The following is a 25052-nucleotide window of genomic DNA, read 5'->3' as shown; positions in this document are numbered from 1 at the left end:
GCCGGGTACGGCGGTCAGCTGGATCGAACCGGCTCGGGGGTGAACGGGACGGTCACGGTGTCGCGCAGGGTGGGCTCGCCGGCCGGGTGCTGCCACAGGCCGCGCTCGCGCAGGATGGGCAGGACGCCCTCGCCGAACCAGTAGGCCTCCTCCAGGTGCGGGTAGCCGGAGAGGATGAACTCGCTGAGGCCGAGGTTCGCGTACTCCTCGATCCGGTCGGCGACCTCGGTGTGGCTGCCGACCAGCGCCGTGCCCGCGCCGCCGCGGATCAGGCCGACGCCGGCCCACAGGTTCGGGGAGATCTCCAGGCCGTCGCGAGTGCCGCCGTTGAGCGCGAGCATGCGGCGCTGGCCCTCGGACTCGCTGCGGTGCAGGCCGGCCTGGACCTTCGCGATCTCGGCGTCGGAGATGCCGCGCAGCAGACGGCCGGCCTCGGCCCACGCCTCCTCGGCGGTGTCCCGGGTGATGGTGTGCAGGCGGATGCCGTACCGCTGGATGCGGCCCTCGGCGGCGGTGAGCCCGCGGATCCACTCCAGCTTCCGGGCGACCTGCGCGGGCGGTTCACCCCAGGTGAGGTAGACGTCGGAGTGGCGGGCGGAGACCGGGCCGGCGGCCGCGGAGGAGCCGCCGAAGTAGACCTGCGGGACCGGGTCGGGCAGCCGGTTGAGCCGCGCCCGCTCGACGCGCACGTGCTCGCCGTCGAACGTCACGCTCTCGCCGCGCCACAGTGACCGGACCACGTGCAGGAACTCGTCGGTACGGGCGTACCGCGCCTCCTTGTCCAGGAAGTCGCCGTACGCGCGCTGCTCCGCGCTCTCCCCGCCGGTGACCACGTTGAGCAGCACCCGGCCCTGGGACAGGCGCTGGTAGGTGGTCGCCATGTGCGCGGCCAGCGTCGGCGAGAGCAGGCCGGGCCGGAAGGCGACCAGGAACTTCAGCCGCTCGGTGACCTCGGTGAGCATCGCGGTGGTGATCCAGGCGTCCTCGCACCACGCACCGGTTGGGGTGAGCACGCCCTCGAAGCCGAGCTGCTCCGCCGAGCGCGCGATCTGGCCCAGGTATGCAGTGGTGGCCGGCCGGGCCTGCGCGGCGCCGCCGGGTGCGACGCCGTGCCCGCCGCCGACGATGTCCCGGCTGTCGCCGGAGGTCGGCAGGAACCAGTGGAACGTGAGGCTCATGGTGGAACTCCCCTGTGTCGCTCGGGTCAGAGCAGCCCGTGCCGGGGCGGCCGGGTGCCGTTGAGCACGTACCGGCCGATGTGCTGGACCTTCCAGCGGACCGGGTCGTGCAGCGTGTGCGTGCGCGCGTTGCGCCAGTGCCGGTGCAGGTTGAGCGGGTCGCGGCTGGACCGGGTGCCGGACACCTCGAACAGCGCGTTCGTGACCGTGAGCGCGGCCCGGTCCGCGTACGCCTTGGCGGTCGCCACCGCGACCGAGGCCGCGGCCGCGCTGTCGTCGGTGAGGTCGGCGCGGGCTGCGTCCACGGTGCGGGCGGCGTCGGCGAGCAGCGCGTGCGCGGCCCGGACCTCGATCGCCAGCTCGCCGAAGCGCTGGATGAGCAGCGGGTCGTCGGAGGCCTGCGCGAAACCGCTCTCGAAGTACGGCCGGGACTTCGTGCGGACGAACTCGACCGCCTCGGCCAGCGCGCCGTCCGCGATACCGGCGTCGATCGCGGCGTGCAGCAGCTGGGCGACCGCGCCGTGCAACTGCGGGCCGGTGAACGTCAGGTGGTGCGGCAGCACCCGGTCCGCGGGCACGTGCACGCCGTCCAGCCGGACCGTGCCGCTGGCCGTGGTGCGCTGGCCCATGCCGTCCCAGTCGTCGATCACGGTGAGGCCGGGCGTGTCCTCCGCGACGTACGCGACGTACAGCTTCTCGTCGTCGCCGCGGGCCAGCACCGGGATCCAGTGGGCGAACAGCGCGCCGGTGCTGTAGTGCTTCGTCCCGTCCAGCCGGAAACCGTCGCCGGTCCGCTGCAGGCGGGTGCGGTAGTCCTGCACGTGCTTGGTGCCGGCCTCGGACTGGGCGTTGCCGAACCGCTTGCCGGCCAGCAGCTCCCGGTAGAAGAACGCCTGCTGTGCGGGCGTGCCCTGGGCGCGGATCACGTTGACGTACACGAAGTGGCTCTGCGGGATCTGCGCGATGTTCGGGTCCGCGGCCGCGAGGAGGCGCAGCACCTCGGCCAGCGTGACCGCGTCGACGTCGGCGCCGCCGTGCGTGGCCGGGACCGTGATCGCGAGCAGGCCGGCGGCGGACAGCCGGTCCAGCTCGGCGCGGGGCAGCCGGCGCTCGGCGTCGCGCGCGGCCGCCTCCTTGGCGAACTTCGCGGCGAGCCGCCGTGCCACCTCCAGCGCTTCGGTCCCGTCGGCGATGACATGCGCCCCGGTCATGCGGCACCCTCACTCTACGGCCGGAAATCTGCACGGAGCTTACCCATATTTCCTACATGAATACTAGGCTTGACTCCCGACCTGGAGGTGGCCATGGCGGAGACCCGACCCGAGCTTCTACGCCTCGCCCCGCGACGCCGCGACCGCGCCGCCCGAGCGGCCGGGGCGGCGGGGGTGGTGGCGGTGGTCGTCTACGAGGTGGCCGGGCTGCGGAGCCTGCGGACGGCGTGGTTCAACCTGGACCGGCTGTGGGCGGGGTGCTGATCGCGGCGGGATTGCTGACGATCGCGGTGGCATAGGCGACCTACGATGCGGGCGTGTCCGAGCGTCAGGTACGAATCCTCGCCGTGCTGGCCGCGCTGGTCGCTGCCGCCCTTCGTCTCGCCGCCACCCCGATCATGCCGACCGTCGCGAGGTCGGCGATGGACTGGGTGCTGTTCGCTGCGCCCCTGCTCGTAAGCTTCCTGGCCCCGATCGCGTGCTATCTGTTCGTAGCAGGACGGCTGCGGCGTCGACCGGCGACGCTACGAGCCGGCGATCAGCCGGGGACGTTGCTCGCACCGGCCCGTCTGCTGACGCCGGGCCTCCAGCTGATCCTAGGCGCCTGGCTGGCCGTGCACACGATTCTGATCGACGACAGATACTTCTTCCAACCACTGCTGGCCGCCGCCGTCCTCGCGCTCGGCGTCGCGATCTTCGTCCGGCCGCGCCCGCGGCTGATCCTTGATGCCTCAGGCGTCACGATCCGGCCCTGGTACCTCCAGCGGCCGGTCCGCATGCTCTGGGGCGACCTGAACCCCGCTGCGCCGGTGCGGACCGCAAACGGGACGTTCATCGACACCGGCACGGTCGTGCGGGTTTCGCTGTCACCGACCGGCGCCAGGCCGGTTCCGGTGCCGGTCGAACATCTCGACGTGGAACCCGCCTACCTCGCCCGGGTGATGTCCGAGCTGGCCACCGCGCCGGACCGACAAGCATTCATTGACAACAATCTCTCGGCTGTGTGACGCTCGGCTCCTGCGGGAGCCGACGATCCACGCAGCATCGGCGCGGCGAGCCGGGCAGCTCACCGCGCCCGCCCCGGCGCGCATTACGTGCGGCGCTCACCAGCTCCGGCCCACCCACGCGACCTGCGCTCGGGCACTTTCGGCAACCACCCTCGACGAGAGTGCTTGGAGTCCTCATGCCCAACCTCAGAACGCTGCGCCGCCTGCTGCTGGCGACCGCGGCGGCCACCCTCCTGCTCACCACCGGACTGGTCGATCCCGCGTCCGCGCACGGCTCCGCCGTCAACCCGCCGTCCCGTAACTACGGCTGCTGGAAGCGCTGGGGCAGCGACTTCCAGAACCCGGCCATGGCCACCCAGGACCCGATGTGCTGGCAGGCCTGGAACGCCGACTCCACCGCGATGTGGAACTGGAACGGCCTCTACCGGGAGAACGTGCAGGGCAACCACCAAGCCGCGATCCCGGACGGCACGCTGTGCAGCGCGGGCAACACCGGCGGCACCCGCTACTCCGCGCTGGACACGCCGGGCGCCTGGATCGCGCAGACCGTGCCGGCCAGCTTCACGCTGCGCATGCACGACCAGGCGCAGCACGGCGCGGACTACCTGCTGACCTACGTGACGAAGCCCGGGTTCGACCCGCTCACCCAGCGGCTCGGCTGGGGTGACCTGCAACTGGCCGGGCAGACCGGGGTGATCCCGCCCGGCGGCGGGCAGACCGAGTCCGACCCGGCGCTGAACGGCAAGACCTACACGGTGAACGTCAGCGCGCCGGGGCGCACCGGCCGGGCCGTGCTCTACACGATCTGGAAGGCCAGCCACGCGGACCAGGTCTACTACTTCTGCAGTGACGTGATCTTCGGCGGGACCGGTTCGAACCCGGCACCGACGCCGTCGATCACGCTGAGCCCGAGCGTGAACCCGACGCCACCGTCGACGCCGAGCCCCGGGCCGAGCACGCCGAACCCGGGTGGCGCGTGCACCGCGACGTACGCCGTGACGAGCCAGTGGAACGGCGGCTTCCAGGCGGACGTGCGGGTCACCAACGGCGGCTCCGCGGCCAGCGGCTGGTCGGTCGCGTGGACCTGGCAGAACGGGCAGCAGGTGACGCAGAGCTGGGGAGCGACGATCTCCACGCTCGGCAACGGCGTCACGGTCGCCCGGAACGCCGGCTACAACGGTGCGCTGGCCGCGAACGGCAGCGCCTCGTTCGGCTTCATCGGCTCGTCCACCGGCACGAACACCGCGCCGCTGCTGAGCTGCACCACGGTCGCCTGAGTACCGAGTGCGCGGTCCGATCGGGCCGCGCACTCTTGACGTACCGGTTTAGTCTTGCCTAAAGGTTTTAGTTCTGCCTAACATCGAAGGCAGGGAACGAGTCCCCGAGGAGGCCGTCATGCGACACCCGTTCCGCGATCCAGAGCCCGCCGGCGGCGACCTCGGCCGCACCGTCGTCGACGAGGTCACGTGGTACATGCGGGAGAACAAGGTGACCCGCGGTGAGCTCGCACAGGCCATGGGCGTATCGCCCGGACGGGTCAGCCAGATCCTCTCCGGCGACGAGAACCTCACGCTCCGGACGCTGGCCTCGGTGATCGAGGCACTCGGCGCACAGGTCGAGTTCACGCTCCGCCCGATGAACGAGGCCCTGGCCTAGGCCGTGCGCACGCGTGGCGCCGGCGCCGGGCCGAGCAACATCGGTGGCCGGTACGGCGCCATCTTGTGGTGCCCCGCGTTGTAGGCCAGACCCAGAAGCCGGATCAGATCACGGTACGCGTCGTGCCGCAGGATACCGGCCATCCGGCCCAGATCGTCGACCGCTTTGGCGTACCGTGGCTCCTTGGTGATCCTGCTGCCCTGCATCGCGGCGACGACCTTGGCGCGGCTCGCGCTCGCCTCGATCAGATGCACCACGTCCAGCCGCGACTGGATCGCGTTGAGCTGCGCGTGGATGCGGCCGCGGCGGCGTTCCTCCACGGTCAGCCGTTCCATCAGGTACTCGTGGTAGTAGCGCGCCGCCATGCTCAGCTCGTCCGTCGACCACTCGTCGTCGACACGCGCCTCGCACCAGTTCTGCCGGTCGTCCGCCATCCCCTCCTGCAACCGGGTGAGCAGCCGGGTCAGCCACACCGACGACAGGTCACGGCGCAGGTCCCGCCGGTCGGCGGTGCGTTTGCCGAGCTCGCTGAGCCACAGCATGCTGGGCGCGGCGACGCCGAGCCCGAGCAGCGCGGTGGGTAACTGCGCGACGATCAGCACGGCCAGCCCCGCGGTCGCGGTGGAGAGCGCGCTGGTCACCCCGATCACCGCGAACGCCCAGCGGCGCGCGCTCGGCCCGAACGGCCTGCCCTTACCCTCGCAGCGGAGCAGCAGGAAAACGGTCGCGGACACGCTCGCCAGCACGAACGTGACGCCGAACATCGCACCGTGCACGGTCGTTCACCCCCTGTAGGGAGGCTAGCCAGGCCGGGCACGACGTTCCAACACAGATACGTTCGATCACGTCTCGGCGACGTAGAACCAGCGCCCGCCCTCACGCGTGAAACGGCTGCGCTCGTGCACGGTCCCGGTGCGCCCACCGGCGCGGTAATGCGCCTTGAACTCCACCTCACCGGCCGCCTCGAACAGCGAGCCGCCGGTGCTGTCCACCAGATCCAGCCGCAGCCAGCGCTGCGCGTCGTCCAGCGTCAGATCACCCGGCCGGGTGCTCGGGTGCCACGTCTCGAGCAGGTAACCGGCATCCCCGCGGGCGAACGCGCTGAAGCGCGAGCGCATCAACTCCTCCGCGGTCGCGGCCACCGCCTCACCACGATGCAGCCGCCCGCAGCACGCGTCGTACGCCCCGCCGCTCCCACACGGGCAGACCTCGCCGCCGCCCTGCCGCTTCCGTTTCGCCATTCGCCTATTCTCCCGCCCCGCCGCGGCGGCCTCGAACCCGGATCTTCCCGGCCGAAGATCTGCTCTTGGAAGGGGTTCGGGTGGTCCAGGGCGAGGTGCCACGGGGTCGCCCTGGACCGGTGGGTCAGGAGTACTGCGGGATGATGTCGGCGGCGAAGCTGAGCAGTGGGGTGTGGTCGTAGGCGACGCGCGGAAAGTAGAGGATGGGGTAGTCGGCGCCGGCCTCGAGGACGGCGTCGATGCGGGACTGGAGTTCGGTCCGGGACCAGGCGAGGTCGACGTTGACCGAGGTGGACTTGGCGATGGTGGCGTAATCGCGGCCGACCGTGTCGCAGTGGCGGCGGAGGATGGCCAGCTTCTCGCGGATCACGCCGGGGTTGCCGTTGCCGAAGTTGGCGCCGTCGGCGTACTTGGCGACCAGCTTGAGCGTCACGTTCTCGCCGCCGCCGCCGATCCAGAAGGACGGGTGGGGGCGGCGGACGCCCTTGGGCTCGTTGATCGGCTTGTCGATCGAGTAGTACTTGCCGTTGAGGACCGGGGCGTCCTCGGTCCACATCTTCGTGACGATCTCGACGGCCTCGCGGAACGCGCCCATCCGGTCCTTGAGCTCGGGCCACTCGTAGCCGTAGGCCTTCCACTCGTGCTCGTACCAGCCGGCGCCGAGGCCGGCGTAGAGGCGGCCGTGGCTGGCCACGTCCACGGTGGAAGCCATCTTGGCGTAGAGCGCCGGGTGCCGGTAGCCGTTGCAGCCGACCATCTGGCCGACGTTGATCCGCGAGGTGTCCCGGGCCAGCGTGGCCGTGATCGTCCAGGCTTCGAACGTGGTGTTCACGGTCGGCTCGGGCGTGGTATGGAAGTGGTCGTATACCCAGATCGAGTCCCACGGGCCGGCGTCGGCGGTCTTCGCGACCGCGGTCATCGCCTCGAACTGCTCGACGGGGTCGGTGATCTCGGTGAGATCCATCCGCCAGCCCTGGGGAACGAACACGCCAAATCGTACGGTCATTGGATGATCTTATGACCGCTGATCGACCTCGGCCTGGATCAGCTCGACCAGCTCGACCACTTTTCCCGCGACCGTCGCGCCGAACGGGGTCAGGCTGTACTCCACCCGCGGCGGGATGGTGGCCTGCACGTCGCGGCGGACCAGGCCGTCGCGCTCCAGCGCCTGCAACGTCTGGGCCAGCATCTTCTCGCTGACGCCGTCGACCCGGCGGCGCAGCGCGTTGAACCGGTACGTGCCGTCGTGCAGCGCGGCGAGCGCGAGCACGCCCCACTTGCCGGCGACGTTCTCCAAGATGCCGCGGGAGGTGCAGTTGCGCGCGAAGACGCTGGCGGAGAGCTGGTCGACGTCGGTCACGCCGCCTACGGTATCCGGTTCCGGGGCACCCTGTTTCGTGTCAGTGCTCACTATCCGTTGGCACTTTCGAAAAGTTAGTACAACCTCGGATACAGCACTGAGACAACCATCTGGGAGCAGACATGATCGTCGTTACCGGCGCCACCGGACACCTGGGCCGACTCGTGGTGGAGGACCTGCTGGAGCGCGGCGTGCCCGCCGGCGAGATCGTCGCGGCCGCGCGCACGCCGGCGAAGGCCGCGGACCTGGCCGCGCGCGGCGTGCAGGTGCGCGAGGCGGACTACGACCGGCCGGAGACGCTGGCCACCGCGTTCGCCGGCGCGACGAAGGCGCTGCTGGTCTCCAGCGAGCCGGGCAACCGCGTCGCGCAGCACCGGGCCGTCGTCGACGCCGCGAAGGCCGCGGGCGTGGGCTTGTTCGCCTACACCAGCATCGTGAACGCGGACACCACCCGGATGGACCTGGCCGCGGACCACAAGGCGACGGAGTCCGCGATCAGGGAGTCCGGGCTGCCGTACGTGTTCCTGCGGAACAGCTGGTACTTCGAGAACTACACCGGCCAGTTCGCGCAGACGCTGCAGAACGGCGCGATCCTCGGCGCGGCCGGCGAGGGCCGGATCTCCGCGGCCTCGCGCGCCGACTACGCGGCGGCGGCCGCCGCGGTGCTGACCACGGACGGGCCGACCGGCGTCGCGTACGAGCTGGGCGGCGATGTCGCGATCACGCTGGCCGAGCTGGCCGCGGAGGTGACCGCGCAGTCCGGCACCCAGGTCGTCTACCGGGACCTGCCGGTGGCGGAGTTCGAGAAGACGCTGGCCGGGTTCGGCATGCCGGCCCCGGTGGCCGCGCTCTTCGCGGACGTGGACGCGAACATCGCGCGCGGCGCGCTGCACACCGGCACGGGTGACCTGTCCCGGCTGAGCGGCCGGCCCACCACGTCGCTGGCCGACGCGGTCGCCGCCGGACTCAAGGCCTGATGCCCGCGATCGAGGCGTCGTCCGGGCCACGGATGACGCCTCGATCACGCGTCACGAGTGCGGGTACGCGGGCGGGTACGCCGGCGGGGAGGCGCGGTGGCGGCCGCGACGCGCGGCCTCGGACTCCGCGGACGGGCCGGCCGGCAACGCGCGGGCCTGCATCGCGCGGGCGGCCGGATCCTGCTTCCGGTTCGCCTTGACCGTGTACATGTGCGCGTCCGCCGCGCGCAGCACGCCGTCGAAGTCGCGCCGGCCGAAGCTCGCGGTGCCGGGCACGCCGACCATGCCGTCGCCGACCGTGGTCGCGAAGCCGATGCTGGTGCCGACGTAGACGGTCTCGCCCATCAGCTGGATCGGCTGCGCGACCGCGTCCATGCAGCGCCGGGCCACCTCGGCCGCCACGCCCGCGTCCGCGCCGGAGAGCACGATCACGAACTCGTCGCCGCCGAGCCGGGCCACGATGTCGTCGTCGCGGGCCTGGGCCAGCAGCCGGGCCGCGACCACCTTCAGCAGCTCGTCGCCGGCCGCGTGCCCGAGCGTGTCGTTGACCTGCTTGAACCCGTCCAGGTCGAGCGCCAGCACGGCCATCTCGCGCCGGTCGGCCATCGCCTGCCGGGCGAAGTCGTGCAGCCGGGTGCGGTTCGCCAGACCGGTGAGCGCGTCGTGGTGCACCTGGTAGCTGAGCGCGGCCTTGGCGTCCCGCATGGCCTGGATGCGCTTGTTGGCGTTGCTGGCCGGCAGGCCGGTGAGCAGCGTCAGCGCTAGCAGCACGCCGATGATGACCGGAAGGCCGAGCCCGTCGCCGGGCGAGAGCCAGTCCGGTTCCTGGAGCGAGACGATGCCGAGCAGCCCGGCGATCGCACCGGCGCCGCTGGCGAACGCGCCGCGCAGGTCGGCACGGTAGGCGGCGCCGTGGATCGGCACCAGCAGCAGCGCCCAGACCTGGCCCGCGCGCGGGTCGCCGGACGTGCCGTAGACCAGCAGCAGCACGCTGATCAGGTCGATCGGGATCTGCGCGAGACTCAGCGCGCGGTAGGCACGCCCGGCCCGGCAGCGCAGCGCGATCAACGACAGCATGCCGCCGACGGCGAACAGCAGCACGGCGGACAGCACCCAGGTCATCTCCGGGAGGCCGTGCAGCTCGGGGCCGGGCGCGATCAGCACGAAGACGGCCAGCAGGGCGACGGCGCCGGAGACGCGCACGCCGAGCGAGACCAGCTCGACCGTGCGTCGTTGCTGAAGCGAGCCGGCGTCGACTTCGCCGTGCCCCGCCTTACCGTTCATCCCCACCGTCCCCGGCCGCCGTGCCTGTCCCATCGGCCGTGGCGGTGCGAACTTTACGAACGCACGCTCAGCAGGAACTCCCGCAGCGCGTCCCGGTACGGCATGATCGTGCGCAGATCGGCGTGTTCGTCCGGCCCGTGCTGGCCGTCGCCGCCGATGCCGAACGCGACCGCGGCCATCCCGGCCTGGAAGTAGAACCGGCCGTCGCCCGCACCGTGCCGGCGCAGGAACGCGCCGTCGTACCCTTGGGCCCGCGCGGCGCGGCGGAGCGCGGTCACATCCGGATGGTCCCGCTGGGCGAGGTGCGGCGCGTCGACGTGCGCGACGCCGACCGCGACGCCCGGGCCGGCGATCTCGGACAGGTGTGTCGTCACCTCGGCGACGCCCCGCCCGGTGAAGTCCGGGTCGGTGGGCGGGAAACGCAGGTTCAGCCAGGCCGACGCGGCCGCGGGGACCTGGTTGAACGCGATGTTCGGCGTGTCGATCTTCGCAACGTTGATGGTCGTGCGCCACACCTCGGAATCCGGCACCGGGTAGCGGTCCAGCAACGCCCGGACCGCGCCGACCACGGTGAGCAGCGCGTTGTCGCCGAGCCAGGGGTAGGCACCGTGCGCGGCCCGCCCCTCCGCGGTGAGTGTGACGTCGATCAGTCCCTTGGACTCGACCGTGATGTCCAGCCGGCTCATCTCGCCGATCACCGCGAAGTCCGTGGTCACGCCGGCCTCGATCTGGTGGCCGGTGCCGTCCCGGCCGCCGACCTCCTCGTCCAGCACCAGCTGCAGGCCCAGCGGGTACGGCAGCACCGGCGCGAGTTCGCGGAAAACGTCCGTCATGACGAGCGCGGAGAGCTTCATGTCCTGCGCGCCGCGGGCGTAGAGCCGGTCGCCGGAGCGGCGCGGTGTGAACAGCTCGTCCGGCGCCGGCACCACGTCCAGATGGCCGTTCAGGATGATCCGGAACCGGCCGGGCCGCACGTCACCGCGGTAGATCAGCGCGCTGGGCTTGCCGCGCGACTCGAACCGCTCGGCCGTGAAGCCGGGGCCGGCCCGGTCGATCATCCAGTCCAGCGCGCGGGCCAGCTCGCCCGGCCGGTCCGCGGTGCTCGGGATGCGCAACAACTCGTCGGCCGCGGTGAGCCACGCCTCGTCCAGCATCGATCCATTGTGTCGGATCAGCGCGCGTACGGCAGGCCGACGTAGTTCTCGGCCAACGAGGTGGCAGCGGCCTGCGAGGTCGCGGTGTAGCGCAGCTGGGCCAGTTGCAGCTCGCGCTGGAACGGGTCGTGGTCCGGGAACGTATGCAGCATCGAGGTCATCCACCAGGAGAAGTGCTGCGCGCGCCAGACCCGGCTGAGGCACTCCGCGCCGTACCGCCGGGCGGGTTCCGGGTCCTTGTTCCGCAGCAGCGCGGTGAGCGCGACGCTGAGCCGGCGGACGTCCGCGATCGCCAGGTTCATCCCCTTCGCGCCGGTCGGCGGCACGATGTGCGCGGCGTCGCCGGCCAGGAACAGCCGCTCGTGGCGCATCGGCGCGGCCACGAAGCTGCGCATGCCGGTCACGCTCTTCTCCAGGATCGGCCCCTCGGCCAGCGTGAACCCGTCCGCGGCGAGCCGGGTGTGCAGCTCGTCCCAGATCCGCCGGTCGGACCAGTCCTCGATCCGCTCCTCCGGCGGCACCTGGAGGTAGAGCCGGGTGATGCGCGGCGAACGCATGCTGTGCAGCGCGAAACCGCGCGGATGGTACGTGTAGATCAGCTCGTGGTGCGACGGCGGCGCCTCGGCGAGCACGCCGAGCCAGGCGAACGGGTACGTGTGCTGGTGCACGGCCAGCGCACCGGCCGGGATCGCGTCGCGGGTGATGCCGTGGAAGCCGTCGCACCCGGCGATCACGTCGCAGTCCAGCGTCCGGCGCGCGCCGGCCGCGTCGGCATAGGTGATCGTCCCGCGCGGGTCCACCGCCACGTCCGACACGCCGAAGCGCAGGTCGCCGCCGTCCGCGAGGCGTCGCGCGATCAGGTCCTTGACCACCTCCTGCTGGCCGTAGACGGTGATCCGCCGCCCGGTCAGCGCCGCGAAGTCGATGCGGTGGTCCGCGCCGTCGAAGCGCAGCGAGATGCCGTCGTGCGGCAGCCCCTGCGCGTCCATCCGCTCCCCCACGCCGGCCTCGCGCAGCAGGTCGACCGTGGGCTGCTCCAGCACGCCGGCCCGGACGCGGGCCTCCACGTACGCCCGGTCGCGCAGCTCCAGGACCACGGAGTCGACGCCCTCGAGGTGCAGCAGGTGCGACAGGAGCAGGCCGGCCGGGCCGGCGCCGATGATCCCGACCTGTGTCCGCATGGATCGCACGCTATCGCTCTTCCGGTCACCGGAAAACAGGTGAACGCTTTTTACCTACCCACCAGTAGGGTAGCCTCGCGAACATGAGCATCTCGGGAACCTGGAACGTAGAGATCAGCACGCCGATGGGCAAGCAGACGGCGATTCTCGACCTGGCCACGGACGGTGACGTGCTCACCGGCACCGCCAAGCAGGGCGGCGAGACCGCCCCGATCCAGGACGGCACCGCGTCCGGCGACAACGCCACGTTCACGCTCGACCTGACCAAGCCGATCCCGGTGAGGCTGGCGTTCAACGTGACCGCCAGCGGCGACGAGCTGTCCGGCGACGTCAAGCTCGGCGCGTTCGGCACGTCGAAGGTCTCCGGCACCCGCGCGTGAGGGGTCACGCTCTCCGGCTCAGGCCGGAGAGCGTGTCCGTCAGCAGCGGCCAGTGCGGGTCGTCCGGGTCGATGAACGAGTAGTGGTGCGCGTCCGCGGGCGCGATCAGCTCGCCGCCGCCGCGTGCCGCGTACGCCGCGGAGATCTCGGCCGGCACCGTCTCGTCCCGGCGGCCGTGCAGGAGCACCACCCGTTCCGCGGGTACGGGTGGCAGCCGCATCGGATCGAGCGCCGCGCCCTCGTGCGCGCCGAGGAACGCGCGCACCGCGCCGCCGCCGAGCCCCAGCCGCTCGGCCCGGCGCAGATCCGCGACCGGGGAGAGCGCGACCGTCCACAGCGAGTGATCATGTGCGGCCGCGTGCAGCGCGAGGTGACCACCGGCCGAGTGACCGATCACGATCATGCGGCCGTCGTGCGCGGTTACCAGCGACGGCAGCGCGTCCAGCGCGGCCCGCACGTCGGACGTGGTCGCGGCCGGGTCGCCGGGAATCCGGCGGTACTCGACCGCGGCCGTGGTCCAGCCGGCCGAGCGCAGCGCCTCGGCCATCGGGCCGGTGTGCGTGCGGTCGAACCGGGGGCGCCAGAAGCCGCCGTGCAGGATCACCAGCAGCGGCCGGGTCGCGTCGCCGAGGCGTACCCCCGCGATCTGGTCCTGGTCGTCGCCGTAGGCGACCGTACGGTCCGGCTCCGGCGCGGGCCGGGACAGCACCGACTCGTCCTCGCCCGGCATCAGGTGAGCGCGGCCAGCGCGACCGCGGCACGCCAGCAGTCGTGGTAGCTGGAGTAGAGCGCAGCCGGGGCCAGCCGGATCACGTCCGGTTCCCGCGAGTCGACCAGCACGCCGTGCTCGAACCTGAGGCGTTTGGCCAGCTCACCGGCGCCCTGCCCGGCGACGCGCACGGAGACCTGACCACCGCGGCGCTCCGCGGCCCGGGGCGTGATCACCTCCAGCGGGCGGCCGGGCGTGACCGAGTCCAGCGCGTCCATCAGGTAGCCGGTCAGGCGGAGGCTGCGGGCCCGCAGCGCGGGCATGCCGACCTCGTCGAACAGCGCGAGCGCGCTGGTCATCGGCGCGAGCGCGAGCGTCTGCGGCGTGGAGAGCTGCCACGCGTCCGCGCTCGCCGGTGGACGGCTGACCGGCGCCATCTCGAACCGGGTGCGCTCGTCGTTGCCCCACCAGCCGTCCAGCCGCCGGATCGCCGGGTCGCCGAGGTGCCGGGCGTGCACGAACGCGCTGCCGGGCGCGCCCGGACCGGAGTTGAGGTACTTGTAGTTGCACCAGGCCGCGAAGTCGGCACCCCAGTCGTGCAGCCGCAGTTCCACGCTGCCGGCCGCGTGCGCCAGGTCCCAGCCGACGATCGCACCGGCCGCGCGCCCGGCCTCGGTCAGCGCCGGAATGTCGGCCAGCTCGCCGGTCAGGTAGTTGACGCCGCCTAGCAGTAGCAGCGCGACGGTGTCGCCCTCGTCGCGGAGGAACGCGGTGACGTCCTCGGTGCGCAGCACGTCCTCGCCGGGGCGCGGGCGCAGGCGTACCACGGTGGTGTCCGGGTCCAGACCGTGCAGCGCGGCCTGGCTGCGCACCGCGTAACCGTCCGACGGGAACGCGGCGTCCTCGATCACGATCCGGGTCCGGGCACCGGCCGGGCGGTAGAACGAGATCATCAGCAGGTGCAGGTTGACGGTGAGCGAGTTCATCACCACCGTCTCCTCCGGGTGCGCGCCGACGATCCGCGCGGACGGCACGGCCAGCCGCTGCGGCAGCGTCAGCCAGGGCTCACGCGCCTCCCAGAAGCCCTCGACGCCGAGCGTGGCCCAGTCGTCCAGGTGCACGGCCAGCGCGTCGCGGGCCGCGCGCGGCTGCAGGCCGAGCGAGTTGCCGACCAGGTAGGCCGACTCCGGGTACCGGCCGCCGGACGCGGGCGGGACCAGGAACATGGGCCGGTGGCCAGGATCCTCGGCGTCCCGGCGGCGCGCGCCGGTCTCGTCCAGGCTCATCGAATCTCTTCTCTCCTGCCGGGTGCCGGGTCACATGTGGGTGCGGGCGTCCCACAGCTCGGGGAAGACGACGCGGGCCGCGGAGCGCTCCAGCCAGGCGATGCCGGCCGAGCCGCCGGAGCCGGATTTCGCGCCCATCGTGCGCCGCACCGCGAGCAGGTGCTGGTGCCGCCACTCGCCGAACGCGACCGCCACCCCGGTCAGCGCCTCGCCGAGCATACGCAGGTGGTTGTGCGGGCCGTCGTCCGCGTAGATCTCGACCCAGCCCTTGCCGTGCCGGCCGGTCAACGCCATCGCCTCGTCCCACAGGCTCGGCTCCGCCAGGGCCGCGGCCAGCCGGGGGTACGCCTCGGAGCGCCGGAACGGCCGGATCAGCGACTCGCTCTTGAGGCCGAGCAGGAACTCCAGCTTCCGGTACGCGGCCGACTGGAAGCCGGAACCCTCGCCGAGCAGATCGCGGAACCGGTTGAAGTCGGACGGCGTCATCCAGCTCAGCGCCTTCCACGCCGCGTTCAGGCCCTCCAGGTCCAGCGTGGCGCGGCGCAGCGGGGCGAGTGCGCCCCAGGCGTCGTCCCGCCGGATCAGCTCGCGCGCACCGGCCAGCTCGAACCGGGTGAGGCCGAAGTACAGCTCCATGATCTGGCTGACCATCAGGAACGACATCTCGCCCGGCTCGCCGCTGAGCGTGCGCTGCAACGAGTGCAGCGTGGTGGCATGCACGTAGGTGTCGTACGGGACGCGGCCGGCGAACGCGGTCGTCGGCTCGCCCGCGTTCGCGGTGGCTTTGGCGTCACGCTGGGCCGCGGTCAGGGTTTCGATCACGCGGTCCATGATTCCCCCGCGCTTCGCCTTTCCGGAATGTCTTGTCGCTGGGTCTCGGGCCGGTCTACCTTGAGTTCGTGACGTGATCTTGGGTTTGACCTCCCGAACGGAAAGTGTGCATGGACGACATGGACTGGGCGATCCTCGGCGAGCTGCAGGCGGACGCGCGGCTGTCCTACTCCGAGCTGTCCCGGCGGGTGCACCTGTCCGCACCGGCCGTGGCCGAGCGGGTACGGCGGCTCGAGGAGTCCGGCGTGATCAGCGGCTACCACGCGCACATCGACCCGGCACGGGCCGGGCGCAGCGTGCTCGCGCTGATCCGGATGTCCTGCTACGGCTCGCTCTGCGTGCTGCGCGACCCGGACGTGGCGACCTGGCCGGAGATCCTGCAGATCCACCGCGTCACCGGGGACACGTGCTGCATGCTGCGCGTCGCGGCCGCGTCGATGGTCGCGTTCGAGCGGGTGATCGACCGGCTCGGGCGGTACGGGCCGCCGTCCAGCACGATGATCCTCTCCACGCCGCTGGAGTGGCGGCCGCTGACCCGCTCCTGAAATTGCCCCGTTTAGCGCGTCCATCATAGACTTGTTCGTCGATACGGCAATTGTGTGCGCACCATCGCCGGTAGCCTTTCCGGCATGACGAGAATTGCGAATTCTACCCTTCTCATCGCCGCATCCGTCTCGCTCGCCGGGCTCTCTCTCGCGCTCTCCTCACCCGCGTACGCGGATGACACCGCCTACTTCCAGATCCGGAACGTGTACAACGACAAGTGCATGGACGCGGACAAGGGCATGATCGTCAAGAACGGCACGCGGCTGCAGTTGTGGGACTGCCACACCGGCGAGAACCAGCTCTGGTACGCGGACGGCGACACCATCCGCAACAAGGCGAGCGGGCGCTGCCTGGACGCGGACACCCAGACCGCCGGCATGACCGGCACCCGCGTGCGGCTCTGGGACTGCTCCGGCACCGAACAGCAGGAGTGGCGGATGGAACCGATGGAGAACGGCAACACCATGATCCGCAGCGTGGCGACCGGGCGCGGGCTGGACGCGGACCGCAACGTGCTGTTCCAGAACGGCACCGAGGTGCAGCTCTGGGACGACTGGAACGGTACGGACAATCTCAACCAGCAGTGGTACACCGCCCCCTAATCGCTATTCACGACGTCCGGATTCTCGGTGAGAAACTCTTTCATCCGGTCCTCGGCCATCGCGTCGAACATTTCCACCGACGTCTCGTCGAGAATCTCCGCGCTGCCCACCCCGTCGATCGTCTCGGTGTTGAATTCGCCGTCGTTCACCCGGAGCGTGGTCAGCGCGCCGGAACGGATCCCGCGCATCGCGAAGATCCAGTCCTCCAGCGGAATGCCGCCGTCGTCAACCGTCATGGTCCTGCCGACGGCGGCCAGCAGGGACGGCAACTCGGTCGCCTCGCCCTCCAGCACGCCGCTCAGCACCGCCTTCATGAACTGCTGCTGGTGCCGCTGCCGGCCGTAGTCGAAGTCGTTCGTCTCCAGCAGGTCGCGCTGCCGGACGAAGTCCAGCGCCTCGTCCGGCGTGAAGCAGCGGTCGCCCTTCTCGTACACGTTCGGCGTCACGCCCGGCACCCGGCTGCGGATCGTGCCGTCCGGGTTCACGATGAACGGTGGGGCCGGTTCGCCGGTGCGGTCGTTCGTGCCGACGTGGATCGAGGTGACCTCGCCGTCCACGTACATGCAGACCTCACCGAGCGCCTCCACCACCTCGGTGAAGCCGTCGAAGTCGATGATCGCGCCCGCGTCCGGCGTGATGCCGGTGGTGTCCCGCACCGTCATGGCCAGCAGCTCGAATCCGCCGGACAGCGCGTCCGCGCCGGTCAGCCCCTGACTGCCGAACGCGAACGCCGCATTGATCTTGTTAAGGCCACCGGCGAACGGCACCGCGCCGTTGTCGTACTCCGGGATCTCCACCAGCGTGTCCCGCGGCAGCGACACCAAGTAGGCGTGGTCGTGCGTGGCCGGGATGTGCAACACGATGATCGAATCGGACCGGGTCAGCTCCCCGCCGCCCTGGCCCGGACGGGTGTCCAGGCCGACCAGCAGGATGTTCTTCGCGCCGTCGACGTCGACGCGCTCGCGCTCCTTGCCGGCGTCGCCGAGCAGATCCTGGCGGGTCACGGTGCCGGTGGCGGCGGTCAGCAGCATCCGGCCGCCGACGACCGCACCGCCGCCCAGCACCAGCGCGGTCGCGGCCGTGGCGGCGAGGATCTTGCCCCACGGGGTACGCCGCCCACCCCAGCCGCGCCGCCGTCCCCAGCCGCGCTGCCTCCTGCTCCGACGCCTCACACGCACCCCTGATCGTTCGGGCGGCCGGCGGCGCTCCCGCCGGACCGCTGCGGCGGTCATCACCGTCGATCACGCACCGCAGCGGCCAGGGGTTCAGTTGTGACGATCCGTCAGCATCAGGTCACCGCTGGCCGGCGGCCGCCGGGACGCGCTGGACGCCGGTGGGCTGCGGCAGGGGGAAGTTCACGGTGCTGCTGACGCTGCGACGAGCGTGGAAGTGCCCGGTCTCACCCGGGGCGCCCTCTCCACCCGGCCGCGCCCGCTGGAGGGAGCCGGTTTGATCATCCGAAGCACGGAGCCGGCCGGCCGGCGTCGCGTGCACGTCCGACTGACCGAGGCGGGTGCGGCGGCGTTCGAACGGCATGCGGCCGCGGAGAACCGGGGCGAGTCCGGCCTGCTGCCGCGCTCACCGCGGACCAGCGGGCGCAGCTGGCGGACCTGCTCCGGACGCGCCGGACGACGGCTACCGCGCCCATCTGATCGGCGGTGGCACCCCGCCGCCGGTGGCCGGCGCGCTGGTCGAGCTCGGCCGCGCCATCCGCTCCGGCCGCTACGCCACGGTCACCACCACGGTTCCCGACCTGACCTGGTGACCGGCCGCCGAGGCCGGATGACCGGCGTACGCACGACGATCAGGGCGTCCCGTGGTGGGACGCCCTGATCGGGGTGGTGTGCCGGGATCAGCCCTCGGCGGCCGGGGCCTCCCCGGCCGGAGTGTCGCCGGCCGGGGTGTCGCCGGTACCGCCGGTGTCCGGCGGGGTGACCGGGTCGGTGGCCGGGTCGGGCTGCGGGCCGGTGCCGGAGGTCGGTGCCGGGTCGGCCGTGGCCGGGGTGTCCGCCGGGGCCGTGGTCTGCGGGACCTCGGCGGGCGCGGTGGCCGTGGTGGCCGGATCGGCCGGCACGGTGGGGACGGGCGGCTCCGGAGTGTAGACCGGGGCCGGGTCGCCGTCGCCGGGCAGGAACGGCACCGTGGTGGCACCGGCCGAGCCGTCGCCGAAGAGGCCGGCCAGGGAGTTGCCGGCGATCAGCTCGAACGCGGTGATCGCGAGCATGGCGAAAACGAACATCGCGACCGTGGCCAGGCCGAGCCGCACCCAGTGCGCGCGGCGGCCGGCGCGGTCGTCGTCCCGGTCCGGCCGGTCCGTGAACCGGGACCGGGCCGGTGCCTCGTCGTCGCGTTCGGCGGAGTCCCGTCCGCCGCCGTCCGCGCCGGACGCGAAGGCCGCACCGGCCCCGAAAGCCCCACTGGCCCCGAAAGCCGCACTGGCCCCGAAAGCCGCGCCGGACGCGAAAGCCGCAGCGGCCCCGGCAGCCGCACCGAGCCCGGCAGCGGATCCGGACCCAGCGGACGAACCGGACTCAGCAGTCGAACCCGAACCGGAAGCCGAACCGGTAGCGGCAGCCGCGGTGGCGCCGGGCGCCGCATCGGAGTTCGCGGCCGGACCGGCGCCGGAGGCGGTGTCCGTGTTCCCGGCGGCCGTGCGGGCCGGGACCGGGTGGTCCGGGGCGAGACGTTCGCCGGGCCGGGTGCCGGGCGCGTCGGCCGGGAGGGCGGTGTCGCCGCTCGCGCGCGGTGCGGGTGCGGTGACACCGGCCGGGACCGCCAGGCGCGAGGTGGCGCCGACGACCGCGAGCGCCTGCTCCAGGCGTACCCCGCGAAGTCTTTGGTAGGTGTGTTTGAGCGAGTGTGCGTAGAGTTCCTGGCCGACCGTGGCGATCACGCTGGCCAGCGCGGCGCCGACGATCGTGCCGGTGACGCCCAGCCAGGACGCGCACACGGCGGAGGAGATCGCGGCGAGCGTGCCGGCCGCGAGCTTCACCAGGTCGATCTTCGACCAGACGCGCCGTTTCTTCTCGTCCTCGTGGTGTTGGTCCTTGGTCATTCCGTGGCCCGTACCCCTCCCTCGCATGTCAGCTCCCCGCACCGACATACCCATCGGGTGGCGCCGAACCACGGAATCGACCATGAGTGATTCAGGACGCGCCGCTGGCCTGCCAGTTGAGGCGGACGAGAAGCTGGCGGGCCTGCTCGGCGACGTCCGGCGTGGCGGTCACCGCGTACTGACCGGCCTGGAGCGAGCTGCGCGAGGTGAAGTCGCGGCGTCCGCCGGTGAGCGCGTGCGCGAGCGCGCCGAACACCGCGCCCCAGAGCGCGCCGATCAGCACGGCGGAGAGCATGATGCCGAGCCAGGAGCCGGTGGTGAACAGGCCGAGCAGCAGGCCGATGAAGAAGCCGAAGTAGGCGCCGCTGGCCAGGCCGGCGAGTGCGGCGCGGCCGACGGTGAGCCGGCCGAGTACGTTCTCCACCAGGCGCAGGTCGGTGCCGATGATCGCGGTCCGTTCCACCGGGAACTGGTTGTCGGAGAGGTAGTCGACCGCGCGCTGCGCGGACGGGTAGTCGGGGAAGCTCGCCACCGTGACGGTGGTGCCGGTGTCGGGGCCGGCCGGTGCGGGCACGGCACCGGCCGGGCCGGGCGGAATCGGTCTGCCGGGGTCGGTATCGGACATGGTCGCCTCCTGGTGTTCGGTCTTCTCGACCGGAGTACCCGCCGGAGGACACGGTTCGGCATCCGCAGGCATGTGAATTCGTTGTGTGCACGGTCACCGGTGCGACGATCTGTGGCGCCTCAGACATCCAGCGGAGGATGATCCTCCCAGCGGAGGGAATCAGCATGGAGCAACCGGACTTCGTACAGCTCTTGACGCCGGACGGCGAACGGATCGCGCGGTCGGCCGGCCAGGACGGCGTGGAGTATTCCGTCGAGCTGAGCGACGAGGAGTTACTGAACCTCTACCGGGACATGGTCGTGGCGCGGCGGCTGGACGCCGAGGGCGTGGCGCTGCAACGGCAGGGTGAGATGGCGCTGTGGGCGAGCCTGGCCGGGCAGGAGGCGGCGCAGGTCGGTTCCGGACGGGCGCTGCGGCCGCAGGACATGATGTTCCCGAGCTACCGGGAGCACGGCGTGCTCCACGCCCGCGGCCTGGACCCGCTGCTCCCGTTCTCCCTGTTCCGCGGCCTCGATCAGGGTGCCTGGGACCCGGCGGTGCACCGGACGCAGATGTACACGCTGGTCGTCGGCGCCCAGACGCTGCACGCCACCGGGTACGCGATGGGCATCACGCTGGACGGGAAGCTCGGCGACGACGGCGAGGCCGCGATCGTCTACTTCGGTGACGGTGCAACCTCGCAGGGTGATGTCAACGAGGCGTTCGTCTGGGCCGGCGTACACCAGGCCCCGGTCGTCTTCTTCTGCCAGAACAACCAGTACGCGATCAGCGTGCCCCCGGCGCGGCAGTCCCGGGCGCCGCTCTACCGGCGCGCGGCCGGCTTCGGCTTCCCGGGCGTACGGGTGGACGGCAACGACGTGCTGGCCAGCTACGCGGTGACGCGGTACGCGCTGGACCGGGCGAGGCGCGGCGAGGGCCCGATGCTGATCGAGGCGTACACGTACCGGATGGGCGCGCACACCACCTCGGACGACCCGACCCGGTACCGGGCGAGCGCGGAGGAGCGGGCGTGGGCGGCGCGCGACCCGATCACCCGGCTGGCCGCGTTCCTGCGCCGCGCGGGGATCGCGGACGACGACCTGTTCCTGAAGATCGAGGACGAGGTCCAGCGGCTCGCGGTGGAGGTGCGCGAGCGCGTGCTGCACCTGCCGGCGCCGGTCCCGTCGGCGATCTTCGACCACGTGTACGCGCACGGGTCACCGCTCGTGGAGGCGCAGCGCGCACGGCACGAGGCGTACACCACATCGTTCGAGGGCTGACCGAAACACGACGCTGAGCAGGACTTGTCCGGGCGGGACTGGAACGATCCCGATCATGCTTCGGATTGGTGCGATCGTGCTCGGCGTCTCCGACCTGCCCCGGGCGGTCCGCTTCTGGGCCGGGGCGCTCGGCTATCTGATCAGCGAGGCGGAGGAGCGCGCGGACTGGGTGGTGCTGGTGCCGGAGGACGGGCCGGGCACGCCGCTGGTGCTCACGCTGAACTCGTCGACGGCCGAGGAGCGGCCGCGCGTGCACCTGGATCTGTTCACCGACGGCCCGGCCGAGCAGGCCGCGGAGATCACCCGGCTGGTCACGATCGGCGGCGCGTTCGTCGGCTGGGACCGGCGCCCGGGCGAGCCGGACTTCGCGGTGCTCGCGGACACCGAGGGCAACCGCTTCTGCGTGGTGGACACCGCCTGACCTCTGTCGATCTTGGACGGTCGGCGCGTACCGTCGCGGTCGTGATGGTGTTGCCGTGCACGTGAACACACCTTCTCAAGGCAAAAACCTTGCAAGCCGGTAGGAAATGTGGGAAGTTTCGGCGCACGATGTCCACCGCACGGAGGCGCACAACCATGTCCCAGCCTGTCTTCTCCCGCCGCAGCCTGCTCCGGGCCGCCGGTCTCGCCGGTGGCGCCGCCGCGCTCGCGGCCTGCGCCGGCCCCGGCGGCGAGGCCGCGCCGGTCACCAGCGGCGGCTTCGACGGCCCGGTCGAGGGCGAGCTGTCGTTCGCGCACTGGCGTGCCGAGGACAAGGACGTCTTCGACCAGGTGATCGCGAGCTTCGTGCAGAAGAACCCGAAGGTCACGGTCCGGCAGGACATATCCGCGTCCGCGGACTACCAGAGCACGGCGCTGACCAAGATCCGCGGCGGTGGCGTGGGCGACGCGTTCACCGCGTTCCGCGGCGCGCAGTTCACGAACATCGCGTCCGCCGGCGTCTGGTCCGACCTGACCGGGCAGTCACTGATCGGCGCGTACGAACCGGCACTGATCACGGCCGGGGCACAGGGCGGCCGGCAGCTCGGCCTGCCGTACCAGCTGGTCTTCAACATGCCGGTGACGAACCAGGACCTGCTGGCCCGGCACGGGTACGCGGAGCTGCCGCGGACCTGGGACGGCTTCCTCGGCGTGCTGGACGGGCTGAAGGCCAAGGGCGTCACGCCGATCGCCTGGCCGGGCGGCGACAGCGGCAACGGCGGCCAGCTGATCAACTCGATGGTGCTGAACAACGCGCCGGCCGACGACGCGTTCGCCCAGGTCGAAGCCGGCACGCTGAAGGTCACCGACGACTGGTTCCTCACCACGCTACGGCAGTACGAGCAGCTCAAGCCGTACTTCCAGGGCGGCGCGACCGGCACCGCGAACGAGGCCGCGATGCAGCTGTTCGCCACCGGCAAGGCCGCGTTCCTGGCCACCGGCTCCTACGCGGCCGGCCCGGTCCGCAAGCTCGGCGCGCGGTTCCCGCTCGGGCTGTACGCGCCGATCACGGTCGCCAACCCGCGCTACGAGGGCGTCTTCAACGCCACGTTCATCCTCGGCGTGAACGCGAACTCGTCGCGGAAGGCGGCCGCGCTCGCCTGGCTGCGGCACCTCTCCGACCCGGCCGTGGCCGCGGTCTACGCGAACGGGACGTCCCAGCACGTGACGGTCGCGGGCGTCGAGTACACGAACCCGGACCTCAGGGCGTTCGCGCCCTGGCTCACCCGGAGGACGCTGCTCGCGCCGCGGTTCCAGTTCAACGACCTGGACGTCCGTACGGCCGTGGAGGAGGCGGCCGTGAAGGTCGTCGGCGGCACGAAGCCGGAGGAGGCGGCCGAGGCCGCGCAGCGGGTGGTGGACCAGAAGCGGTGAGGCGACACTGGGGTCTCTACCTGTTCCCGATCCCGGCACTCGCGCTCTACCTGGCCTTCTTCGTGCTGCCGGCGGCACAGGGCCTGCAGTACGCGATCACCGACTGGGACGGGTTCAGCCCGTCCTACAACCAGGTCGGTGCGGGCAATTTCGCGCGGATCGTCACGAACGACGACCAGTTCGCGAACGCTTTGCGGAACAACCTGACCTTCCTGCTGGCCGTGGTGAGCGGGCAGACCGTGCTGGCCCTCGGGCTGGCCGTGCTGCTCGCCGCCCGTACCCGCGGGTCGACCGTACTGCGCGCGCTGTTCTTCCTGCCGACCGTGCTCTCCTCGATCTCGGTCGCGTTCGTCTGGCGCTTCGTCTACGACCCGAACCTGGGGCTGCTGCACTCGCTCGGCGTCCCGGGCAGGTTCCTCGGCGACGAGGACACCGCGATCCTCTGGGTCGCGGTGGCACAGATCTGGTTCCACGCCGGGCAGATGATGGTGCTGTTCATCGCCGGCCTGCACCAGATCCCGGCCGAGCTCCACGAGGCCGCGCACGTCGACGGCGCCGGGCGCTGGCAGCGGTTCCGGTTCGTCACCTGGCCGATGCTGGCCCCGGCGACCGCGCTGGTCGTGGCGTACACGACGATCCAGTCGTTCAAGGCGTTCGACCTGATCCTCGGCCTGGCCGGCAACCCGCCGCGGTCCTCGCTGGACATCCTGTCCACCCGGATCTACACCACGTTCACCAACAGTCAGCTCGGGTACGCCGCCGCCGAGTCCGTCGTGTTCATGCTCGCGATCGGCGTCGTCACCTGGCTGCAGAACCGGGCCGCCCGGATCGGAGCCGGACGATGACCAGGCGCGCGCTCCTCGCGGTCTACGCACTGCTGATCGTCGTACCGCTGATGGTGGTGCTCTTCGGTTCTCTCAAGACCACGCCGGATCTGTTCGCGTCGCCGTTCGGCCCGCCGACGGCCCCGACGCTCGGCAACTATCGCGTCATCCTGGGCGACGCCGGGCTGCTGCGCGTCTTCGGCAACAGCGCGCTCGTGGTGATCGTCTCGGTGCCGGCCACGCTCGCGCTGGCCAGCCTGGTCGGTTACGCGGTCGCCCGGCTCCCCCGGTGGCCGTCCCGGATCCTGTTCGGCGTGTTCGCCGCCGGTCTCGCGGTTCCGGCACAGGCCATGATGATCCCGCAGTACGTGCAGTTCGACCGGCTCGGCCTGCGCGACAGCCTGCTCGGCCTGATGCTGATCAACGTGGTGGTGACGCTGCCGGTCGCGGTGTTCATCCTGTCCGGCTTCATGCGCACGCTGCCGCGCGAGCTGTTCGAGGCCGCAGCGCTGGACGGCGCCGGGCCGTGGGCCGCGTACCGCCGGGTCGCGGTGCCGCTGTCCCTGCCGTCGCTGGCCGCGACCGCGATCTTCCTGCTGGTCATGCACTGGAACGACCTGCTGTACCCGCTGCTGTTCATCGACGACCCGGCGAAGCGCACGCTGCCGTTGGCGCTGCTCGACTTCTCCGGCGAGTACCTGACCGACTATCCGCTGCTGTTCACCGGCGTGGTGATCGCATCGGTGCCGATGGTGCTGCTGTACGCGTTCCTGCAGCGCTGGTTCGTCGCGGGGATCACGGCGGGAGCGGTGAAGGGCTGACGCGACCCCCG

28 protein-coding genes are annotated in these 25052 nt (G+C 71.6%); 13 read left to right on the top strand and 15 right to left on the bottom strand.

Annotation, left to right across the window (positions count from 1 at the left end; genetic code table 11):
• Positions 1 to 14 precede the first annotated feature (14 nt).
• Together J2S42_RS31540 and J2S42_RS31535 are read right to left on the bottom strand one after the other, a co-directional pair.
• Positions 15 to 1178, bottom strand: a complete 1164-nt coding sequence (locus J2S42_RS31540) for an LLM class flavin-dependent oxidoreductase (protein ID WP_307244999.1) — start codon at positions 1176 to 1178, stop codon at positions 15 to 17.
• Between the two features lie 26 nt (positions 1179 to 1204).
• Positions 1205 to 2389, bottom strand: coding sequence for an SfnB family sulfur acquisition oxidoreductase (locus J2S42_RS31535; protein ID WP_307244998.1), 1185 nt, complete (start codon positions 2387 to 2389; stop codon positions 1205 to 1207).
• A 93-nt stretch (positions 2390 to 2482) separates the two neighbouring features.
• On the opposite strand from J2S42_RS31535, the gene J2S42_RS31530 reads away from it, so the two are divergent.
• From J2S42_RS31530 to J2S42_RS31515, 4 genes are all read left to right on the top strand, one after another.
• Complete coding sequence (locus J2S42_RS31530; RefSeq protein ID WP_307244996.1) at positions 2483 to 2653, top strand: hypothetical protein; 171 nt, start codon at positions 2483 to 2485, stop codon at positions 2651 to 2653.
• A gap of 53 nt (positions 2654 to 2706) precedes the next feature.
• A complete protein-coding gene (locus J2S42_RS31525; protein ID WP_307244994.1) occupies positions 2707 to 3396 on the top strand; it encodes a hypothetical protein in 690 nt (229 codons plus the stop codon).
• Positions 3397 to 3572: 176 nt separating this feature from the next.
• On the top strand, positions 3573 to 4673 hold the full coding sequence (locus J2S42_RS31520; RefSeq protein WP_307244992.1) for a lytic polysaccharide monooxygenase auxiliary activity family 9 protein: 1101 nt from the start codon (positions 3573 to 3575) through the stop codon (positions 4671 to 4673).
• Between the two features lie 118 nt (positions 4674 to 4791).
• A complete protein-coding gene (locus J2S42_RS31515) occupies positions 4792 to 5052 on the top strand; it encodes a helix-turn-helix domain-containing protein (protein ID WP_307244991.1) in 261 nt (86 codons plus the stop codon).
• Here J2S42_RS31515 and J2S42_RS31510 read toward each other — a convergent pair.
• From J2S42_RS31510 to J2S42_RS31495, 4 genes are all read right to left on the bottom strand, one after another.
• Complete coding sequence (locus tag J2S42_RS31510; RefSeq protein WP_307244989.1) at positions 5049 to 5828, bottom strand: hypothetical protein; 780 nt, start codon at positions 5826 to 5828, stop codon at positions 5049 to 5051. The two genes, J2S42_RS31515 and J2S42_RS31510, sit on opposite strands and share 4 nt — an antisense overlap.
• Positions 5829 to 5894: 66 nt before the next feature.
• A complete protein-coding gene (locus J2S42_RS31505; protein ID WP_307244987.1) occupies positions 5895 to 6293 on the bottom strand; it encodes a YchJ family protein in 399 nt (132 codons plus the stop codon).
• Positions 6294 to 6417: 124 nt separating this feature from the next.
• Positions 6418 to 7299: an LLM class F420-dependent oxidoreductase gene (locus tag J2S42_RS31500; RefSeq protein ID WP_307244985.1), complete on the bottom strand. Its 882-nt coding sequence runs from the start codon at positions 7297 to 7299 to the stop codon at positions 6418 to 6420.
• Positions 7300 to 7308: 9 nt separating this feature from the next.
• A complete protein-coding gene (locus tag J2S42_RS31495) occupies positions 7309 to 7653 on the bottom strand; it encodes a winged helix-turn-helix transcriptional regulator (RefSeq protein WP_307244983.1) in 345 nt (114 codons plus the stop codon).
• A gap of 122 nt (positions 7654 to 7775) precedes the next feature.
• Here J2S42_RS31495 and J2S42_RS31490 point away from each other — a divergent pair, with 122 nt between their 5' ends.
• Positions 7776 to 8630 carry an SDR family oxidoreductase gene (locus J2S42_RS31490; protein ID WP_307244981.1) on the top strand — a complete coding sequence of 285 codons (855 nt, stop codon included), beginning with the start codon at positions 7776 to 7778 and terminating at the stop codon, positions 8628 to 8630.
• Between the two features lie 51 nt (positions 8631 to 8681).
• Here the strand turns inward: J2S42_RS31490 and J2S42_RS31485 are convergent, their stop codons facing one another.
• The 3 genes from J2S42_RS31485 to J2S42_RS31475 are packed head-to-tail and all read right to left on the bottom strand — an operon-like array spanning position 8682 to position 12249.
• Positions 8682 to 9914: a GGDEF domain-containing protein gene (locus J2S42_RS31485; protein ID WP_307244980.1), complete on the bottom strand. Its 1233-nt coding sequence runs from the start codon at positions 9912 to 9914 to the stop codon at positions 8682 to 8684.
• A 53-nt stretch (positions 9915 to 9967) separates the two neighbouring features.
• Positions 9968 to 11068: a M20 family metallopeptidase gene (locus tag J2S42_RS31480; protein WP_307244978.1), complete on the bottom strand. Its 1101-nt coding sequence runs from the start codon at positions 11066 to 11068 to the stop codon at positions 9968 to 9970.
• Positions 11069 to 11085: 17 nt separating this feature from the next.
• Entirely contained in the window at positions 11086 to 12249 is a 1164-nt protein-coding gene (locus J2S42_RS31475; RefSeq protein ID WP_307244977.1) for a 4-hydroxybenzoate 3-monooxygenase, read from the bottom strand.
• 83 nt (positions 12250 to 12332) lie between these two features.
• Between J2S42_RS31475 and J2S42_RS31470 the strand changes: the two genes are divergently transcribed.
• Positions 12333 to 12629, top strand: a complete 297-nt coding sequence (locus J2S42_RS31470; protein ID WP_307244975.1) for a hypothetical protein — start codon at positions 12333 to 12335, stop codon at positions 12627 to 12629.
• A 4-nt stretch (positions 12630 to 12633) separates the two neighbouring features.
• Here J2S42_RS31470 and J2S42_RS31465 read toward each other — a convergent pair whose 3' ends face one another.
• From J2S42_RS31465 to J2S42_RS31455, 3 genes are read right to left on the bottom strand one after another with little or no spacing between them, the layout of a single operon-like run.
• Positions 12634 to 13359: an alpha/beta hydrolase family protein gene (locus J2S42_RS31465; protein WP_307244972.1), complete on the bottom strand. Its 726-nt coding sequence runs from the start codon at positions 13357 to 13359 to the stop codon at positions 12634 to 12636.
• The gene (gene kynU, locus J2S42_RS31460; RefSeq protein ID WP_307244970.1) at positions 13359 to 14624 is read right to left on the bottom strand and encodes a kynureninase; all 1266 of its coding nucleotides are present in this window, start codon (positions 14622 to 14624) and stop codon (positions 13359 to 13361) included. Before kynU ends, J2S42_RS31465 begins: the two co-directional genes overlap by 1 nt.
• 30 nt (positions 14625 to 14654) lie before the next feature.
• Positions 14655 to 15455, bottom strand: a complete 801-nt coding sequence (locus J2S42_RS31455) for a tryptophan 2,3-dioxygenase (RefSeq protein ID WP_307244968.1) — start codon at positions 15453 to 15455, stop codon at positions 14655 to 14657.
• 110 nt (positions 15456 to 15565) lie between these two features.
• On the opposite strand from J2S42_RS31455, the gene J2S42_RS31450 reads away from it, so the two are divergent.
• Together J2S42_RS31450 and J2S42_RS31445 are read left to right on the top strand one after the other, a co-directional pair.
• On the top strand, positions 15566 to 16000 hold the full coding sequence (locus J2S42_RS31450) for an Lrp/AsnC family transcriptional regulator (protein ID WP_307244966.1): 435 nt from the start codon (positions 15566 to 15568) through the stop codon (positions 15998 to 16000).
• Between the two features lie 84 nt (positions 16001 to 16084).
• The gene (locus J2S42_RS31445; RefSeq protein ID WP_307244964.1) at positions 16085 to 16603 is read left to right on the top strand and encodes an RICIN domain-containing protein; all 519 of its coding nucleotides are present in this window, start codon (positions 16085 to 16087) and stop codon (positions 16601 to 16603) included.
• On the opposite strand, the gene J2S42_RS31440 is transcribed toward J2S42_RS31445, so the two are convergent.
• The 3 genes from J2S42_RS31440 to J2S42_RS31430 all read right to left on the bottom strand — a co-directional run bounded on the left by J2S42_RS31440 (position 16600) and on the right by J2S42_RS31430 (position 20283).
• Positions 16600 to 17775, bottom strand: a complete 1176-nt coding sequence (locus tag J2S42_RS31440) for an LCP family protein (protein ID WP_307244962.1) — start codon at positions 17773 to 17775, stop codon at positions 16600 to 16602. The genes J2S42_RS31445 and J2S42_RS31440 overlap by 4 nt on opposite strands.
• Before the next feature lie 680 nt (positions 17776 to 18455).
• On the bottom strand, positions 18456 to 19658 hold the full coding sequence (locus tag J2S42_RS31435; RefSeq protein ID WP_307244960.1) for a hypothetical protein: 1203 nt from the start codon (positions 19656 to 19658) through the stop codon (positions 18456 to 18458).
• Positions 19659 to 19749: 91 nt separating this feature from the next.
• Complete coding sequence (locus J2S42_RS31430; RefSeq protein WP_307244959.1) at positions 19750 to 20283, bottom strand: YflT domain-containing protein; 534 nt, start codon at positions 20281 to 20283, stop codon at positions 19750 to 19752.
• A 164-nt stretch (positions 20284 to 20447) separates the two neighbouring features.
• Between J2S42_RS31430 and pdhA the strand changes: the two genes are divergently transcribed.
• From pdhA to J2S42_RS31405, 5 genes are all read left to right on the top strand, one after another.
• Entirely contained in the window at positions 20448 to 21542 is a 1095-nt protein-coding gene (gene pdhA / locus J2S42_RS31425) for a pyruvate dehydrogenase (acetyl-transferring) E1 component subunit alpha (protein WP_307244957.1), read from the top strand.
• Positions 21543 to 21597: 55 nt separating this feature from the next.
• Positions 21598 to 21963, top strand: a complete 366-nt coding sequence (locus tag J2S42_RS31420; RefSeq protein WP_307244955.1) for a VOC family protein — start codon at positions 21598 to 21600, stop codon at positions 21961 to 21963.
• Positions 21964 to 22118: 155 nt separating this feature from the next.
• A complete protein-coding gene (locus J2S42_RS31415) occupies positions 22119 to 23396 on the top strand; it encodes an ABC transporter substrate-binding protein (RefSeq protein ID WP_307244953.1) in 1278 nt (425 codons plus the stop codon).
• A complete protein-coding gene (locus tag J2S42_RS31410) occupies positions 23393 to 24241 on the top strand; it encodes a carbohydrate ABC transporter permease (RefSeq protein WP_307244951.1) in 849 nt (282 codons plus the stop codon). The genes J2S42_RS31415 and J2S42_RS31410 overlap by 4 nt, the downstream gene beginning before the upstream one ends.
• A complete protein-coding gene (locus tag J2S42_RS31405; protein WP_307244949.1) occupies positions 24238 to 25041 on the top strand; it encodes a carbohydrate ABC transporter permease in 804 nt (267 codons plus the stop codon). The genes J2S42_RS31410 and J2S42_RS31405 overlap by 4 nt, the downstream gene beginning before the upstream one ends.
• Positions 25042 to 25052: the final 11 nt, after the last annotated feature.

Origin of the sequence: Catenuloplanes indicus (assembly GCF_030813715.1) — a bacterium.
Lineage (GTDB): Bacteria > Actinomycetota > Actinomycetes > Mycobacteriales > Micromonosporaceae > Catenuloplanes > Catenuloplanes indicus.
Note: the sequence above shows the minus strand (reverse complement) of the source record. Positions and strands in the feature narration are given on the sequence as shown.